Annotated in this window: 13 protein-coding genes; 5 read left to right on the forward strand and 8 right to left on the reverse strand. The window is 61.4% G+C overall.

What is annotated here, in order from left to right; translation table 11 throughout:
* The 5 genes from NWV16_RS25765 to NWV16_RS25785 form a co-directional block, all read right to left on the reverse strand.
* Window positions 1-1248, reverse strand: a complete 1248-nt coding sequence (locus NWV16_RS25765) for an ABC transporter permease (protein WP_260521228.1) — start codon at window positions 1246-1248, stop codon at window positions 1-3.
* A gap of 180 nt (window positions 1249-1428) precedes the next feature.
* Entirely contained in the window at window positions 1429-2472 is a 1044-nt protein-coding gene (locus tag NWV16_RS25770; protein WP_260521229.1) for an ABC transporter substrate-binding protein, read from the reverse strand.
* Window positions 2473-2520: 48 nt separating this feature from the next.
* Window positions 2521-3654 (reverse strand): ABC transporter ATP-binding protein, encoded by a 1134-nt coding sequence (locus NWV16_RS25775; RefSeq protein ID WP_260521230.1) that lies wholly within the window; start codon window positions 3652-3654, stop codon window positions 2521-2523.
* Between the two features lie 218 nt (window positions 3655-3872).
* Window positions 3873-4502, reverse strand: a complete 630-nt coding sequence (locus NWV16_RS25780; RefSeq protein WP_260521231.1) for a response regulator transcription factor — start codon at window positions 4500-4502, stop codon at window positions 3873-3875.
* A complete protein-coding gene (locus NWV16_RS25785; protein WP_260521232.1) occupies window positions 4503-6902 on the reverse strand; it encodes a PAS domain S-box protein in 2400 nt (799 codons plus the stop codon).
* Window positions 6903-6975: 73 nt separating this feature from the next.
* Between NWV16_RS25785 and NWV16_RS25790 the strand changes: the two genes are divergently transcribed.
* Window positions 6976-7965, forward strand: a complete 990-nt coding sequence (locus tag NWV16_RS25790) for an alpha/beta hydrolase family protein (protein ID WP_260521233.1) — start codon at window positions 6976-6978, stop codon at window positions 7963-7965.
* A gap of 48 nt (window positions 7966-8013) precedes the next feature.
* Here NWV16_RS25790 and NWV16_RS25795 read toward each other — a convergent pair whose 3' ends face one another.
* Genes NWV16_RS25795 through NWV16_RS25805 form a run of 3 tightly spaced genes read right to left on the reverse strand, consistent with a single transcriptional unit; the run spans window position 8014 to window position 10470 of the window.
* Window positions 8014-8781 carry a TerB family tellurite resistance protein gene (locus NWV16_RS25795; protein ID WP_065259142.1) on the reverse strand — a complete coding sequence of 256 codons (768 nt, stop codon included), beginning with the start codon at window positions 8779-8781 and terminating at the stop codon, window positions 8014-8016.
* A 1-nt stretch (window position 8782) separates the two neighbouring features.
* Window positions 8783-9454, reverse strand: coding sequence for an N-acetylmuramate alpha-1-phosphate uridylyltransferase MurU (murU, locus tag NWV16_RS25800; RefSeq protein WP_260521234.1), 672 nt, complete (start codon window positions 9452-9454; stop codon window positions 8783-8785).
* A complete protein-coding gene (locus NWV16_RS25805) occupies window positions 9451-10470 on the reverse strand; it encodes an aminoglycoside phosphotransferase family protein (RefSeq protein WP_260521235.1) in 1020 nt (339 codons plus the stop codon). The genes murU and NWV16_RS25805 overlap by 4 nt, the downstream gene beginning before the upstream one ends.
* A 130-nt stretch (window positions 10471-10600) precedes the next feature.
* Here NWV16_RS25805 and NWV16_RS25810 point away from each other — a divergent pair, with 130 nt between their 5' ends.
* From NWV16_RS25810 to rsmA, 4 genes are read left to right on the forward strand one after another with little or no spacing between them, the layout of a single operon-like run.
* Window positions 10601-13402, forward strand: coding sequence for an LPS-assembly protein LptD (locus tag NWV16_RS25810; protein ID WP_260521236.1), 2802 nt, complete (start codon window positions 10601-10603; stop codon window positions 13400-13402).
* The gene (surA, locus tag NWV16_RS25815) at window positions 13383-14699 is read left to right on the forward strand and encodes a peptidylprolyl isomerase SurA (protein ID WP_260521237.1); all 1317 of its coding nucleotides are present in this window, start codon (window positions 13383-13385) and stop codon (window positions 14697-14699) included. The genes NWV16_RS25810 and surA overlap by 20 nt, the downstream gene beginning before the upstream one ends.
* Complete coding sequence (gene pdxA / locus NWV16_RS25820) at window positions 14696-15685, forward strand: 4-hydroxythreonine-4-phosphate dehydrogenase PdxA (protein WP_260521238.1); 990 nt, start codon at window positions 14696-14698, stop codon at window positions 15683-15685. The genes surA and pdxA overlap by 4 nt, the downstream gene beginning before the upstream one ends.
* Window positions 15682-16500, forward strand: coding sequence for a 16S rRNA (adenine(1518)-N(6)/adenine(1519)-N(6))-dimethyltransferase RsmA (gene rsmA / locus NWV16_RS25825; protein WP_260521239.1), 819 nt, complete (start codon window positions 15682-15684; stop codon window positions 16498-16500). Before pdxA ends, rsmA begins: the two co-directional genes overlap by 4 nt.
* The last annotated feature ends 89 nt before the right edge of the window (window positions 16501-16589 follow it).

The following is a 16589-nucleotide window of genomic DNA, read 5'->3' on the forward strand; positions in this document are numbered from 1 at the left end:
TTAACCCAGGCGCAGGCGACTGGCGCCCACCAGCCAGCTGTAGATCAGATAAAGCACCACGGTCGCCAGCAGCAACAAGCCGCCGAGTGCAGTGGCCATGCCCCAGTTGATGCTGGTGTTGGTGTAGAACGCGACGAAATAGCTGACCATTTGATCGTTCGGGCTGCCCAACAGCGCCGGGGTGATGTAGTAGCCGATGGCGAGGATGAACACCAACAGGCAACCGGCGCCGACACCGGCATAGGTCTGCGGGAAATACACCCGCCAGAAACTGGCGAACGGATGACAACCGAGGGAAATCGCGGCACGCATGTAGGTGGGCGAGATGCCTTTCATCACGCTGTAGATCGGCAGAATCATGAACGGCAGCAGAATGTGCACCATCGAGATGTAGACCCCGGTGCGGTTGAACACCAGCTCCAGCGGTTTGTCGATCACGCCCATCGCCATCAGTGCGCTGTTGATCAATCCGCCGGACTGCAGCAACACGATCCAGGCGGCCACCCGCACCAGAATCGAAGTCCAGAACGGCAACAGCACCAGAATCATCAGCAGGTTGCTTTGACGGGACGGCAAGTTGGCCAGCAGGTACGCCAGCGGATAGGCCAGCACCAGGCAGATCACGGTGATGATCAGGCCCATCCAGAAGGTCCGGGCGAAGATGTCGAGGTAGATCGCCTGATCCGGTGTGGCCGGGGCCAGTTCGCCGAGGTCGTCGATGCGATGATCCACCGCCGCCAGCAGATAGAACGGGGTGATGCTGCTGGTGTTGCGCTTCACGGCCTGCCAATAGGCCGGATCGCCCCAACGTTCGTCGAGGCCTTCCAGTGCTTCTTTATAAGAGGCCGGTTCGCTGGCGAATGGCAGCGAACGGGCGGTTTTGGTCAGCAGGCTGCGATAGCCGGCCAACTCCATGTTCAAGCGTTTAGACAGATCGCCCAACGTCTGGTTTTTGCGGGCTTCGGCGAGGTCTTCGCCGGCGGCCTTGTAGACCTGTTCGGCGGGCAGTCCGCGACCGTCCCAACTGGCGATGGCCGCCACGGTGCGTGGCATGCCGCCCACCACTTCCGGGTTGCCGACACTTTTATAGAGCAGCGCCACGATCGGCACCAGGAACACCAGCAACAGAAACAGCACCAGCGGCGCGATCAGCGCCTGGGCCTTCCAGCGGTTGACCCGTTCGGCGTGCTTGAGCCGCTGCTTCAAGGTGGGGCTGTTGCCCTCGTTCAGGGGAACGGCGATAGCCATGACGTACTCCGCAAATCGTACTTTCTGATTCATGCAACCTGTGGGAATTGGCTTGTGTGGCGAGGGAGCTTGCTCCCGCCGGGCTGCACAGCAGCCCTGGGATACTCGTGAGTGCTTGGCACCCGGGCGGGAGCAAGCTCCCTCGCCACAACAGTCCACTCCCGAAGTTGGAGTTTTGGGTTACTTCGCAGCCCAGGCGTTGAAGCGCTGCTCCAGTTGCTCGCCGTTGTCAGCCCAGAAACTGACGTCGATCTGCACCTGACTGGCGATGTTCTCCGGAGTGGTCGGCATGTCTTTGAGAATCGCCTTGTCCAGCAATGGCACAGCCTGGGAATTGGCCGGGCCGTAGGCGATGTTTTCCGAGTAGGTCTTCTGCTGCTGTGGCTGCACCGAGAACGCGATGAATTTCTTCGCCGCTTCGGCACGCGCCTTGTCCAGGCCTTTCGGGATGGCCCACGCGTCGAAATCGTAGATGCCGCCGTTCCACACCACTTTCAGGTTGGACTCTTTCTGCACCGCAGCGATACGACCGTTGTAGGCCGAGCTCATGACCACGTCACCCGACGCGAGGTACTGCGGCGGCTGGGCGCCGGCTTCCCACCACTGGATGTTCGGTTTCAGTTCATCCAGTTTCTTGAAGGCGCGGTCCTGACCGTTCTTGCTGGCCAGCTCCTTGTAGACGTCCTTCGGCGCAACGCCGTCGGCCATCAGGGCGAATTCGAGGGTGTACTTGGCGCCTTTGCGCAGGCCGCGCTTGCCCGGGAATTTTTTGGTGTCCCAGAAATCCGCCCAGCTGGTCGGTGCGGTTTTCAGCTTGTCAGCGTTGTAGGCCAGCACGGTCGACCAAACGAAGAAGCCCACGCCGCACGGCTGGATCGCGCCCTTGACGTAGTCTTCGGACTTGCCGAACAGCGCAGGATCGAGCTGTTCGAACATGTCTTCGTCGCAGCCACGGGACAGCTCCGGCGATTCAACCTCTACCAGATCCCAGGACACACTCTTGGTGTCGACCATGGCTTTGACCTTGGCCATCTCACCGTTGTACTCGCCGGCGACGATCTTGCCGTTGCCCGCCGCTTCCCACGGCGCGTAGAAGGCTTTGACTTGCGCCGCCTTGTTCGCCCCGCCAAACGACACCACGGTCAGATCCGGGCCGGCGGCCATAGCGCTTGCCGCACCCATCAGGCCCAGGGACAGGGCTGTGAACTTCAGGGATCTCAACATTTATTGTTCTCTCCACGTGCAGGATTGGTGTTGGTATTGCGGGGCGTTTTAGTGCGCCTCAGGGGGACGCCCTAGTGGATCGAGCGCGCGAACGTGCTCGACCTGCCAGCCAAGCGGAACCACGTCGCCGACCGCGAGCGCTGGATCAAGCTCGGCAATCGGTTGTTTCACGAAGAAGTCGGTCTTGCCGCAGACTTCCAGGCGCACCCGGACGTGGTCGCCCAGATAGATGAATTCGGCCACCCGCCCGGAAAAGCGGTTGACGCATTGATCGCTCGAACCGTTGAGGCTGACACGCTCGGGACGGATCGACAGGGTGACCGGCTCGCCGGTCCGGCCGATGTTGACCGCCAGCGCCTCGACCTTTTCCCCGCGCCCCAACTCGACCACACAGCGCTCGCCGTTCTGGCTGAGCAGGCGACCGTTGAGACGGTTGTTCTCGCCGATGAAGTTGGCGACGAAGGTGTTTTTCGGTTCTTCATAAAGAGTGCGCGGCGGGGCGATCTGCTGGATCTCGCCCTGATGAAACACTGCGACGCGGTCAGACATGGTCAGGGCCTCGCCCTGGTCGTGAGTCACATAGACCACGGTCACGCCGAGGCGCTGGTGCAGGTGTTTGATTTCCATCTGCATGTGTTCGCGCAGTTGCTTGTCGAGGGCGCCGAGCGGTTCGTCCATCAGCACCAGTTGCGGCTCGAACACCAGTGCGCGGGCCAGTGCCACACGCTGTTGCTGGCCGCCGGACAGTTGCGCCGGGTAGCGCGAGGCAAAGGCGTCGAGCTGGACCATGCTCAGGACTTTCTTGACCTTGTCGCTGACGTCGCTCTTGTTCAGGCCACGCACGGTCAGCGGGAACGCCAGGTTCTCGGCTACGGTCATGTGCGGAAAAAGCGCGTAGTTCTGGAACACCATGCCGATGTCGCGCTTGTGCGGCGGCACGTTATTGATCGCCCGCCCGGCCAGGAGGATTTCGCCGGCAGTCGGCGTTTCGAAACCGGCGAGCATCATCAGGCTGGTGGTCTTGCCGGAGCCGGACGGCCCGAGCAGGGTCAGGAACTCACCCTTGCGGATGTCCAGGTTGAGGTCTTTGACGATCAGGTTTTCGCCGTCGTAGCTCTTCTGCACTCCACGAAAGCTGACCAGCACATCGCTGGCCCCTGCGTTTGAATCGACCTGGCTCATACCCACACCTTTGTTATTGATGACTGCTGTGGGATTAAGCCTAGTGGCTGCTTGCAGTCACGCAAATCGGGGCGCAGGAGAGAATCGCCTCAGCCGGATGGAGGGCTTGGGGTAGGGATTGCCCTACAAGGATGGCGTTAATGGATAAGGCAGCGGCGAGTGGCAGGCTGCAAGCCGCAAGTCACGGCAAAAGCGGCTGTCGCTGGCGGATATGGACATCAAAGGAGCTTGTGTTCCATTGCGTACTTCACCAGTTCGGCGAGTGAGGTGATGTTGAGTTTCTGCATCAGCCGCGCCTTGTGCGTGCTGATGGTCTTGCTGCTCAGGGCGAGTTGCTGGGCGATGTCGTTGACGTTGGCGCCCTGGGCCAGGCGTTCGAACACCGAAAACTCGCGCTCCGACAACAATGAATGCAGCGGTCGCGTATCAGTCAGACCGACTTCAAAGACCATGCGGTCGGCCAGATCCGGGTCGATATAGCGCCCGCCTGCCGCCACCTTGCGGATTGCTGTCAGCAGCAATGCCGGATCGCTGTCCTTGGTCGCATAACCGGCGGCACCGACCTTCAGGGCCCGGGCGGCCATCTGCGCCTCATCATGCATCGACAACACCAGAATCGCCGGCGGATTGTTCAGCGCACGAATGCGCGGGATGGCTTCCAGCCCGTTGACCCCGGGCATGGATATATCCAGCAGCACCACTTCGCACGGCACATTGCGCAGGGTTTCGAGCAACTGCTCGCCATTGCTCGCCTCCCCCGCCACTTGCAGGTCCCTGGCCAGGCCAATCAATTGCTTGATGCCTTCGCGAACGATGGTGTGGTCTTCGGCTACCAGTACACGGATCACTTACTTCTCCTCATCCAGCGGCACCCGCACGCTCAGGGTGGTGCCCTCGCCCGGCGCGCTGTCGACTGACAACTGCCCGCCCATGATCAACACACGCTCGCGCATGCCCACCAGCCCGAACGATGTCGGCCTGCCCGCAGCGGCGACAAATCCTACGCCATCATCGCTGACGGTCAGACACAAATCGGTGCCCTCCAGCGCCAGCGTCAACTCCACAGTATGCGCCCGGGCGTGGCGCATGACATTGGTCAGCGCCTCCTGAAGGATGCGGAACAGGCCGATGGCCTTGGCGTCGCTCAGCGGCGGCAGATTGTCCGGCACCTGCACCAGACACGGAATCTGCGTGCGCGCCTCGAAACGCCGGGCCTGCCACTCGATCGCCGAGGCGATGCCGGCATCGAGGATCGGCGGGCGCAACGCCGTCGCCACATCGCGCACCAGCTGAAACAACTGGGCGATCAGGCGTTTCATGCTGCTCAGGCGTTCGTTCAGACCCGGGTCGAGTTGCGCGTAGGCCAGTTCGCACATCGATGTCTCCAGTTTCAACACCGTCAACATCTGCCCCAGCTCATCGTGGACTTCACGGGCGATGCGCGCCTTCTCCTCTTCCCGCACGCTTTCGAGGTGCGCCGACAGTTCGCGCAACTGTTCGCGCGATGCCGCCAATTCCAGTTCGATGCGTTTGCTTTCGGTGATGTCCCAGACAATGCCGTCCCAGACGCAAGCGCCATCCTCCAGTCGTCGGGTGATGGCCTTGATCTCGGCCCAGCGCTGCTCGCCCTGGCGCGTCAGGATCCGCCCCTGCCACGACCAGTCGCTGTCGGTATCCAGCGCGTGATCCTGAGTCTGGTGATAACCGGCCTTGTCGTCCGGATGCACCAGACTGCGCAGCCCCATGTCTCGATGGGCAATGACCGCCGGCGCGTAACCGACCAGACTCTCGCTACCCTCGCTGATGTAGGCAAAGTCGATCTGTCCGCTCACCGGCGCCCGTTCCAGACGGAACACCAGCCCCGGCACGTTGGCGGCGATGCCTTGCAGGCGCGCCTCGCTTTCCTGCAACGCCGCCAGGGCGCGGCGGCGTTCCGTCACGTCGGTGAGGTAGACCACGAGATATTCGCTGTCGCGAAAGCGCAGGAAACTCAGCGACACATCCGCTGGCAAAACACTTCCATCGGCCCGCACACAATTGGTTTCAAAGCTCAGCGGCCCTTCCTCGCTGGCCCGCGCGCGCTTCCACAAATTGAGCCAGCGATCCATGTGCAGGCCGGGTTCGAAGTCGATCAGCGGCCGCTCGATCAGTGCGCCCTGTGGATAACCGAGCATGTGTTCCGCTGCGCGATTGGCGTAACGCACATGGCTGTCCCAGTTGACCCAAAGAATGCCGACGGTGCTCTGGTCGATGGAAAACTGGGTCAGACGAAGGGCTTCTTCACTCGCAGCGCGCAGGGCGATGTCGTCCCGGGCGGCGAGCAGGCGTTGTTCGAGGCTGCGTTGCTGACGCCGCTGCCAGAAAACAATCGCCGCACAACTGAGCAGCAACACAGCGAACAACAGGCTCAGGTTCTGCCAGAACCCCGGCAACTCCGAGAGCCGTGGGTATTTGGGTTGCAGCCATTGTGTGTGCAGGCGCTCCAGATCTTTCGCCGGGATCGCCCGCAAGGCACTTTCAACAATCCCGGCCAGTTCCGGCCAGTCGCGACGGGTGGCGACCCGCAGCAGTTGCGGCAACCCGATATCGCCCACCACCACCAGCCCGGCAAACTCAGGCTCTGTCGACAGACGCCCCAGTTGCGCCTCATCCACCACTGCATAGGACGCCTGCTGGCTCAGCAACAGCTGCAGGGCCTGACGCTCCAGCGGTACGCCTTGCAGATTGAGATGGGGATAGTTTCCGCGCAGGTAATCGGCGGTGGCGCTGGGCATGCGCACCGCCACCCTGGCCTGACTGTCGAGTTTTTCCAGCTCGACCGAGCGGCTGGATTTCTGGTCGCTGACCACCAGTTGCGGCACACGCATATAAGGGTCGGAGAACTGCCAGAGGCGCAGCCCGCCCGGCGTCTGGGTCAGGCCCGGGGCAATATCGATCTCACCGTCCCGGGCGGCGGCTTCAAGCTGCTCCAGGTCGGGAAAATTGCGCCAGCTCAGTTCAATGTCGAGGGCCTTGGCCATCCATTTCATCAACTCGACATTAGCCCCGGACAGCCGTTGCAAGCGCCGGTCGTATTGCGCGTATGGCGCCTGCAAAATCAGGCCGACGCGCAACTCGGCGTGTTGCGTCAACCATTGCCGTTCGCTCGCCGACAACTGCGCAACAGGGCTCGCAGGCGCTGGCGCCGCCCACCCCATCAAGGGAAACGCCAGACAGCCGATAACCCACAGGCAGCAAACACGCATCATTGAAATCTCATCACCTGACAAATTCTGATCAACCCTTTAGGCTGCCGGGATACTTTCTGGCCTGGAATAACCGATGCTCCCTGTCTCCCGCCTGGCAATGCCGGCATTGTGCCTGTCGCTGATCCTGCCTTGTGCGTTTTCCGTCGAAGCCGCCGATCCGGCGCCCGCCCCCGCCGCTGAAAAGCCGGCTGAAGAAAAACCGGTCGAACGCCAGCCGCTGCTTGAGCGTAGTCAGGAAGAGGCCTCGGCACTCGAACGCAAAGTCCCGGCCCAGGAACAGCAACAGTTGCAGGCCGGCAGCGACACCTTTCTCGCGCTGTGGAAACCGGCCAACACCGCCGAACCCAAAGGCGCCGTGATCATCGTCCCCGGTGTCGGCGAAACCGCTGACTGGCCCCAGGCGGTCGGTCCGCTGCGTCGCAAGCTGCCGGATGCCCACTGGAACACCCTGAGTATCACCTTGCCCGATGTGCAAAGCGATACCATTGCACCTCGCGCAGTCGAGGCCCCCGTGGCGGCGAAAAGCGCCGATGCGGGCAGCAAGGACTCGACCACCGCCGAACCGATCGAGCAGGCCGCCGGCGGTGAAGCGGAGGTGGCCGACAAGGTCGTTGCCGAAACCGCCGAAGAACAGTCCAAGATCGACGCCGAACGAATCTTCGCCCGCATCGACGCCGCGATCGGCTACGCCGAACAGCAGGGTGCGCGCAGTATCGTGGTCCTCGGGCACGGTACCGGCGCCTACTGGGCAGCGCGCTTTCTGAACGAAAAGCAGACTGCACAGGTGGAAAAACTGCTGATGATCGCCGCGCAGATGCCCCCCAAGGCCAAGCCTGAACTGGCAGAACTGACGCCATTGCTGAAGCTGCCGACCGCCGACATCTTCTATATGGACAAGCCGCTGGACCGCAACGCCGCGCTGGAGCGCCTACAGGCGAGCAAGCGCTTGAAGACCTCGGCGTTCAGCCAAGTGGCGCTCAAAGCGTTGCCCGACAACAAGGCCGAACAGGAGCAACTGTTCCGTCGCGTGCGCGGCTGGTTGAATCCGCAGAATCCTGACTGACAGAGCACAAAAAAAAGATCGCAGCCCGGGCTGCGATCTTTTTTTCATCTAGCGGAAATCCCGGCGTTCGCGAATCAAGGTGTAGGCATTGTGCAATTCGCGGGTCTTCTCGGTCGCCTCGAGCACCTGAGCCGGCGTCGCCCCGGTGCCGGCGATCTTGTCCGGATGATGACGACTGAGCAGACGGCGATAGGCGCGCTTGATCTGCGCCGGTTCGCTGGTTGCCGACACGCCAAGCAGACGCATCGCTTCCTGATAACTCACCGCTGCGCTGACGATCGGACGCTTGTGCGGTTCGTAATCCGCCGCCAGCGCCTGAATCTGATGAGTCGTCCAGCCCAGCCATTTGCCCCACTGCGCCAACAGTTCGCGCTCGCTGCTGCCGGCCCGACCATCGGCCCAGACCATCCGCCAGCAGGCACGCAACACACCTTCGGCGGCATGGGGTTGAGCACTCAGACGTCGCAGATAACCACGCAGGCGATCACCGCCGGACTTGCCACGATTGAACGCAGCAATGGCCCGGCGCTGTGCCGGTTCGCTCATGTCCAGCGCGCGCATTTCCTGACGTGCCTGCTGGATATGCCCGTCGGTGACGCGCCCGTCGCTCTTGGCCAGACGCCCAAGCAGGACGAACAACAACTCGTCGTTGCGCAGCATCGGCTGGCCGCCGAGTTTTTCCCGCAGATGCCCCCAGCTTTGCAGATGCAGGCGCCGATCCAGCGCCTGTCCCAACAACGCCCCAAGCATGGCCCCCGGAATGCTGGCGATTGCAAATCCCGCTCCGGCTCCAATCAGAGTCCCTGGCCACAACATGTCAGCGACTCGCTTCTATCAAGGATTCGGCTTCAGCCAGACGCTCGTGCGTGCCGACATCGACCCACCGACCTTTCAGTCGTTCACCGCTGACCTTCCCGTCCGCCATGGCCTTGCGCAGCAACGGCGCCAGTTTGAAGGCGCCGTCCGTGCAGCCGTCGAACAGTTGCGGGTGCAGCACGGCGATGCCGCTGTAGGTCAGGGTCGCCGAGTCCGGTTGGCCGTCCTGTACCTGGTCGCCGACCAGGCTGAAGTCGCCGGCCGGGTGATGGGCCGGGTTGTCCGCCAGCACCAGATGCGCCAGACCTGTGATCGGCTGGTGCAAGACGCTGAAGTCGTAATCGGTCCAGATATCACCGTTGACCACCAGGAACGCTTCGTCGCCCAACAGCGGCAAGGCGCGGAAAATGCCGCCACCGGTTTCCAGCGGTTCGCCTTCAGGCGAGTAACGGATGCTCAGACCAAATTGCGAGCCGTCACCCAAATAGTCTTCGATCTGCTGGCCGAGCCAGGCATGGTTGATCACGATTTCGCTGAAACCTGCCGCCGCGAGGGCGCGCAGGTGATACTCGATCAACGGCACGCCTGCGGCACGCACCAGCGGTTTGGGCGTGGTGAGGGTCAGCGGGCGCATGCGCTCGCCCTTGCCCGCCGCCAGAATCATTGCCTTCATGCCGTTACTCCGGCGCGCAGACTGGCCAGCAGCGCCTGCAGTGGCGCCAGCTCCGGACGGCGGGCGATCACGGTCTCTATATAGGAGAAGAAACGGGGTACATCGCCGAGGTAGCGTGGCTTGCCATCACGATGGCAGATGCGGGCGAAAATGCCGATGACTTTCAAGTGGCGCTGCACACCCATCAGGTCGCTGGCGCGCAGGAAGTCTTCGAAATCCGGCTGTACCGGAATGTTGAGTGCCGCCGCCTGCTGCCAGTAGCTTTCGAGCCAGCCGTGCACACGTTCTTCAGGCCAGCTGAGGAACGCATCCTTGAACAGACACGTCACGTCGTAAGTCACCGGGCCATACACCGCGTCCTGGAAGTCCAGCACGCCGGGGTTCGGCTCGCTGATCATCAAGTTGCGCGGCATATAGTCGCGGTGTACCAGCACCTTCGGCTGGGCCAGCGCGCTGTCGATCAGCAGATCGCTGACCTGTTGCCATTGTTGCTGCTGGCTGGCATCGAACTCGATGCCCAGCTCCCGCTTCACGTACCACTCGGGGAACAATTCCAGCTCGCGACGCAGCAATGCGACGTCATAGCTCGGCAACGGCGCCACCATCGGCAACTGCTGAAACGCCAGCAACGCCTGCAGGGCATCACTGAACAATGCGTCGGCATTTTCGCTGTCGATCACGTCGAGGTAGGTCTTGTTGCCCAGATCATTGAGCAAAAGAAACCCGCGATCGAGATCTTCTGCATAAATTTTCGGCACGTTGATACCGGATTTCGCCAGCAAAAAGGCGATATCCACGAACGGTTTGCAGTTTTCCTGAGGGGGCGGCGCGTCCATCACGACGAAACTGCGACCGGCACCTTCCCAGCGGAAATAACGGCGGAAACTCGCGTCGCTGCTGGCTGCAGTCAATGTGGCCGGGGGGACTGCACCCCAGCCCTGAGTGGAGAAAAGTATTGCCAACTGCTCATCGAGCCAAACTTTCAGGTGTTGCAAGCGTACATCTTGGTCAGGCATTGCAAGGGTCTCCGACGGCGCTAGCCGTCAAGCGGGTCATGCTTTATTATCCAGCATCTTTTTCAGACCATCGAGAGGCGTGCGGCCCACACCGCGGGCAGATGGCACGCAGGAAGCCCGGACTAATAAGATGGCATTGAAATCCCCCGCGTTTCGTAAAAAATTTCCGTTGTTGGTAACCGGCAGTCTGCTGGCTATGCAACCTCTGGCCAGTTCGTTCGTTGTGGCCGCCGAGCAGTATGACTGCGCCGTCTCGCCTACGGGCGGCTGGGCATGCTCGCCGAAAACCCCGACGGCGGCATTGCCCCCGCGTCCGGTGCATGACGGCAGCGCCGTCAGCGCCACCGGTGCAGCGCCGGCCGAGAACGGTACGGTTTCGGACTCCGGGCCCAAGCCCGTGCTGGTTACCGAAGCCAAGGGCCGAGGCCTGAAATCCCGTAGCGAAGACTACAGTCACCTCGACTGGGTTCCGCGCGAGAAGCTCACCGCCGCCCAGTTGGCCGAAACCGGTCCTTACTGCTCTGGTTCCTATATCGAACCGATTCGTCCTGGCATGAATGACAAGACGAATAAAAGTGACGCCCCGACCTTTATCGGCGCGAAAGCCTCGCGCTACAACACCGAAGATCAGGTCGGCACGCTGGCCGGTGACGTGGTTCTGCGTCAGGGCAGCATGCAGGTCGAGTCCCAGGAAGCGAGCCTCTATCAGGCCGAGAGCCGCGCCGAACTCAAGGGCGACGTGCGCATCCGCGACAACGGCGCGCTGATCGTCGGCGACCATGCCGATGTGCAGCTCGACACCGGTGAAGCGAAGGTCGACAACGCCGAATACGTGATGCACAAATCGCGCATCCGCGGTAACGCGCTGTACGCCAAGCGTGCCGAAAACGCGATCATCCGCCTGAAAGACGGCACGTACACCACGTGCGAACCGAACAGCAACGCCTGGCAGCTCAAGGGCAACAACATCACCCTGAACCCTGCCACCGGCTTCGGTACCGCGACCAACGTGACGCTGCGGGTCAAGGACATTCCGATCCTGTACACCCCGTACATCTACTTCCCGATCGACGACCGTCGTCAGTCGGGCTTCCTGCCGCCGACCATCGGCACCGGCAGCGACACCGGCTTCATGCTGGTGACCCCGTACTACTTCAACCTGGCACCGAACTACGACGCCACGTTGTATCCACGCTACATGAGCAAGCGCGGCCTGTTGATGGAAGGCGAATTCCGCTACCTGACCAAGTCCAGCGAAGGTCAGTTCGGTGCCGCGTACCTCAACGACGAAGACACCGATCGCAGCAAGCAGACCGATTACGAAAAGAATCGCTACATGTACAACTGGCAACACAAGGGTGGCCTGGACTCCCGCGTGTTCACCCAGGTTGACTACACCAAGATCAGCGATCCGTACTACTTCCAGGACCTGACCACCGACCAGATCGGTGTGAAGAGCCAGGACTTCGTGAATCAGCAGGGTCTGATTTCCTATCGGGGCGATTCGTACACCGCGACCCTGAATGCTCAGCAGTACCAGCTGGCAACCGTTTCGAACATCACGCCTTACGGTCGTCTGCCGCAGATCACCTTCAATGGCCAGCTGCCGTATCACCCGGAAGGCCTGAACTTCGATTACGAGACCGAGATTGTGCGGTTTGATCGTGATCTGAAAAGCGGCACATTTGTTCAGGAAGACGGGATCACTACCGAACCTCGCCTGGACAACAACATCCAGGGCCTGGCCCGCGCCAATGGCGACCGTCTGAACCTGAAGCCTGGTGTCAGCCTGCCGATGAACTGGACCTATGGCTTCCTCAAGCCATCGCTCAAGTATCAGTACACCCAGTACCAGCTGGACCTGGACGGTACCGGTAAATCGCAGATTGCCGCGCAGACTGCCGAGCAGAACAAGCTGAATGGCACCTTCGACAGCAACCAGAGCCGCGGTGTACCGATCGCCAGCGTCGATGGCGGCCTGTACTTCGATCGCAACACGTCCTACTTTGGCAAGAACTACCGCCAGACCCTGGAACCGCGTCTGTTTTACCTCTATGTGCCGAAGGTGGATCAGGAAGACATTCCGGTATTCGACACCAGTGAATACACCTTCAACTACGCCTCGCTGTTCCGCGACAACCGCTTCTCCGGCTCCGACCGCGTCGGCGACGAGAACAAGCTGTCGCTGGGTGTAACCAGCCGCTGGATCGAAGACGACGGTTTCGAGCGTCAACGCATCAGCATCGGTCAGGCTTATTACTTCAAGGATCGTGAAGTACAACTGCCGGGTATCGCGTTCAAGGATCGCAAGGACGCCCAGTCCGACGTATCGCCCTATGCTCTGGAATACGAATACCGCTGGAACCGCGACTGGCGCACCACTGCCGACTACAACTGGGATCCGGACAGCCACAGCCCGCGTTCCGGCAGTGCGATGTTCCACTACCAGCCTGAAGACAACCCGAACAAGGTGGTCAACGTCGGCTATCGCTATCGCAATGATCAGGTCCGGTTCGACCAGAACACCGGTAAATGGTCGGTGGGTGGTGGTGATTACGGCACCCCGGGCCAGCCTGGCTACGTGAAGGATTACTACAAGATCCAGCAGCATGACTTCTCGGTCATCTGGCCGATCGTTCCACAGTGGAGCGCGATCAGCCGCTGGCAGTACGACTACAACCGCAACCGCACGCTGGAAGCCTTCGGTGGTTTCGAATACGACAACTGCTGCTGGAAACTGCGCCTGATCAACCGTTACTGGGTTTCTTACGACGAATTCAGTCAGGAAGCTCCGCAAAACGAAAAAGGCGACCACGGCGTCTTCCTCCAAATTGTTCTGAAGGGACTCGGCGGCCTCACCGGCGCCAAGGTAGAGAGCTTCCTCGACAAAGGCATCCAAGGTTATCGTCAACGTGAAGACCAAGCTTTCTGATTGTCTGCGCCCGCTGATGCTGGGCGCGCTGTTCCTGGGTACCGCAGCCAACGCCGCGGTACAGCCTATCGATAAAGTGGTGGCCATCGTCGACAACGACGTGGTCATGCAGAGCCAGCTGGATCAACGCGTCCATGAAGTTCAGCAGACCATCGCCAAGCGTGGCGGCGGTTTGCCACCTCCGGGCGTGCTGGATCAACAGGTGCTCGAGCGCCTGATCGTCGAAAACCTGCAACTGCAGATCGGCGAGCGCTCCGGTATCCGCATCACCGATGAAGAACTGAATCAGGCTGTCGGCACCATTGCCCAGCGCAACAACATGACGGTCGATCAGTTCCGCGCTGCCCTGTCCCGCGACGGCCTCTCCTATGAGGATGCCCGCGAACAGATTCGTCGTGAAATGATCATCAGCCGTGTGCGTCAGCGTCGTGTTGCCGAGCGCATTCAGGTATCGGAACAGGAAGTGAAAAACTTCCTCGCTTCCGACCTGGGCAAGATGCAGCTGTCCGAAGAACTGCACCTGGCCAATATCCTGATTCCTACCCCGGAAAGCGCCAGCTCCGAAGCGATTCAGAGCGCCGCTCGTCAGGCGATGGAGGTTTATCAGCAACTCAAGCAGGGCGCCGACTTCGGTCAACTGGCCGTTGCCAGGTCCGGCAGCGACAACGCCCTCGAGGGCGGCGACATGGGCTGGCGTAAAGCCGCTCAACTGCCACCACCGTTCGATCGCGAGCTGAGCAGAATGTCGCCGGGCGACATCACTCAACCGGCACGCACTCCGGGTGGTTTCATCATCCTGAAACTGCTGGAGAAACGCGGCGGCGAAAGCCAGATGCGCGACGAAGTGCATGTGCGTCACATCCTGGTCAAGCCAAGTCCGGTCCGCGACGAAGCCAAGACCCGGGAACTGGCCCAGTCGCTGTATAACCGCATCGAAGCCGGCGAAGATTTCGCTGAACTGGCGAAGAAATACTCGGAAGATCCGGGTTCCGCCCTCAACGGCGGCGACCTGAACTGGATCGACCCGAACGCGCTGGTACCGGAATTCCGCGCCGTGATGGCCAAGTCTCCGCAGGGTGAGCTGTCCAAGCCGTTCAAAACCCCGTACGGCTGGCACGTTCTGGAAGTCCTTGGCCGTCGCGCCACCGACAGCACCGAACAGGCCCGCGAGCAGCAAGCGATGACCGTACTGCGTAACCGCAAGTACGACGAGGAGCTGCAGACCTGGCTGCGTCAGATCCGTGACGAAGCGTACGTAGAAATCAAACTCCCTGGCGCAGACCAGGCAGCGCAGTGAAACCCAAGCGTTTCGCGCTGACACCTGGCGAGCCGGCAGGCATCGGTCCCGACCTTTGCCTGCTGCTCGCCTCGCAAGCCCAGCCACACCCTTTGATCGCCATCACCAGCCGTGATCTGCTCCAGGAGCGGGCCGCGCAGCTGGGGCTGGCCGTCAGCCTGGTGCCCGTCTCGCCCGATCACTGGCCGGACGTACCGGCGCCGGCCAACAGCCTTTATGTCTGGGATACTCCGCTCAGCGCTCCGGTGGTCGCGGGACAACTGGACAAGGCCAACGCCGCTTTCGTCCTCGAAACCCTGACCCGCGCCGGCAACGGCTGCCTGAACGGCGACTTCGCCGGAATGATCACCGCCCCGGTGCACAAAGGTGTGATCAACGAGTCAGGCATCGCCTTTTCCGGCCACACGGAATTCCTCGCTGATCTGACCCATACCGCTCAAGTGGTGATGATGCTCGCTACCCGCGGTTTGCGCGTGGCACTGGTGACCACTCACCTGCCCCTGCGCGACATCGCCGATGCGATCACGCCCGAGCGACTGGAGCGTGTCACACGGATCCTGCACGCCGATCTGCAAGACAAATTCGGCATCGCCCGGCCGCGCATCCTGGTCTGCGGGCTCAACCCGCACGCCGGTGAAGGCGGACACCTGGGCCATGAAGAAATCGACATTATCGAACCGACATTGGAACGCCTGCGCGGCGAGGGCATGGACCTTCGTGGCCCGCTGCCTGCCGACACTCTGTTTACCCCCAAATATCTGGAGCACTGCGACGCAGTGCTGGCGATGTACCACGACCAGGGCCTGCCCGTGCTCAAGTACAAAGGCTTCGGCGCAGCGGTCAACGTGACCCTGGGTCTGCCGATCATCCGCACCTCCGTCGACCATGGCACCGCCCTGGATCTGGCCGGCAGCGGCAAGATTGACACCGGCAGTCTGCAAGTCGCCCTGGAAACCGCCTACCAGATGGCCGAGACCCGTTTATGACCGAGCAATACCAACACAAGGCGCGCAAACGCTTTGGCCAGAACTTTCTGCACGATGCCGGCGTCATCGACCGCATCCTGCGCTCCATCAATGCCAAATCCGGTGACCGCATGCTGGAAATCGGACCGGGCCAGGGCGCACTGACCGCCGGCATCCTTAATTCCGGCGCGCAGCTGGACGTCGTGGAACTGGACAAGGACCTGATCCCGATCCTCAACCAGCAGTTTGCCGGCAAGAGCAATTTCAACCTGCATCAGGGTGATGCGCTGAAGTTCGACTTCAATACCCTGAACGCCGCACCGAACAGCCTGCGCGTGGTCGGCAACCTGCCGTACAACATTTCCACACCGCTGATTTTCCACCTGCTGAACAATGCCGCGATCATTCGTGACATGCACTTCATGCTGCAGAAGGAAGTCGTTGAGCGTCTGGCTGCCGGTCCGGGTGGTGGTGACTGGGGTCGTCTGTCGATCATGGTTCAGTACCATTGCCGGGTCGAACATCTGTTCAACGTCGGTCCAGGTGCATTCAACCCGCCGCCAAAGGTCGACTCGGCCATAGTGCGTCTTGTGCCTCACGCGGTACTGCCGCACCCTGCCAAGGATCACCGCCTGCTGGAGCGCGTCGTGCGCGAAGCTTTCAACCAGCGCCGCAAGACTCTGCGCAACACCCTCAAACAATTGCTGAGCAATGCCGAGATCGAGGCCGCCGGTGTCGATGGCAGTCTGCGACCCGAGCAACTCGATCTGGCTGCCTTCGTGCGCCTGGCCGACCAGCTCGCCGACAAACCTGCGCCGGCCCCGAAAGCCGACTGACAGGCACGCATCGCTCCCGGGCAAGAGCGCCACTCTGGTCTCCTGCCCGATACTTGCCTAGACTCAACCCATCGGCGATAGCCGCTTTT

Origin of the sequence: Pseudomonas sp. BW7P1 (assembly GCF_024981055.1) — a bacterium.
In the GTDB taxonomy this organism is placed as follows: Bacteria; Pseudomonadota; Gammaproteobacteria; order Pseudomonadales; family Pseudomonadaceae; genus Aquipseudomonas; species Aquipseudomonas bananamidigenes.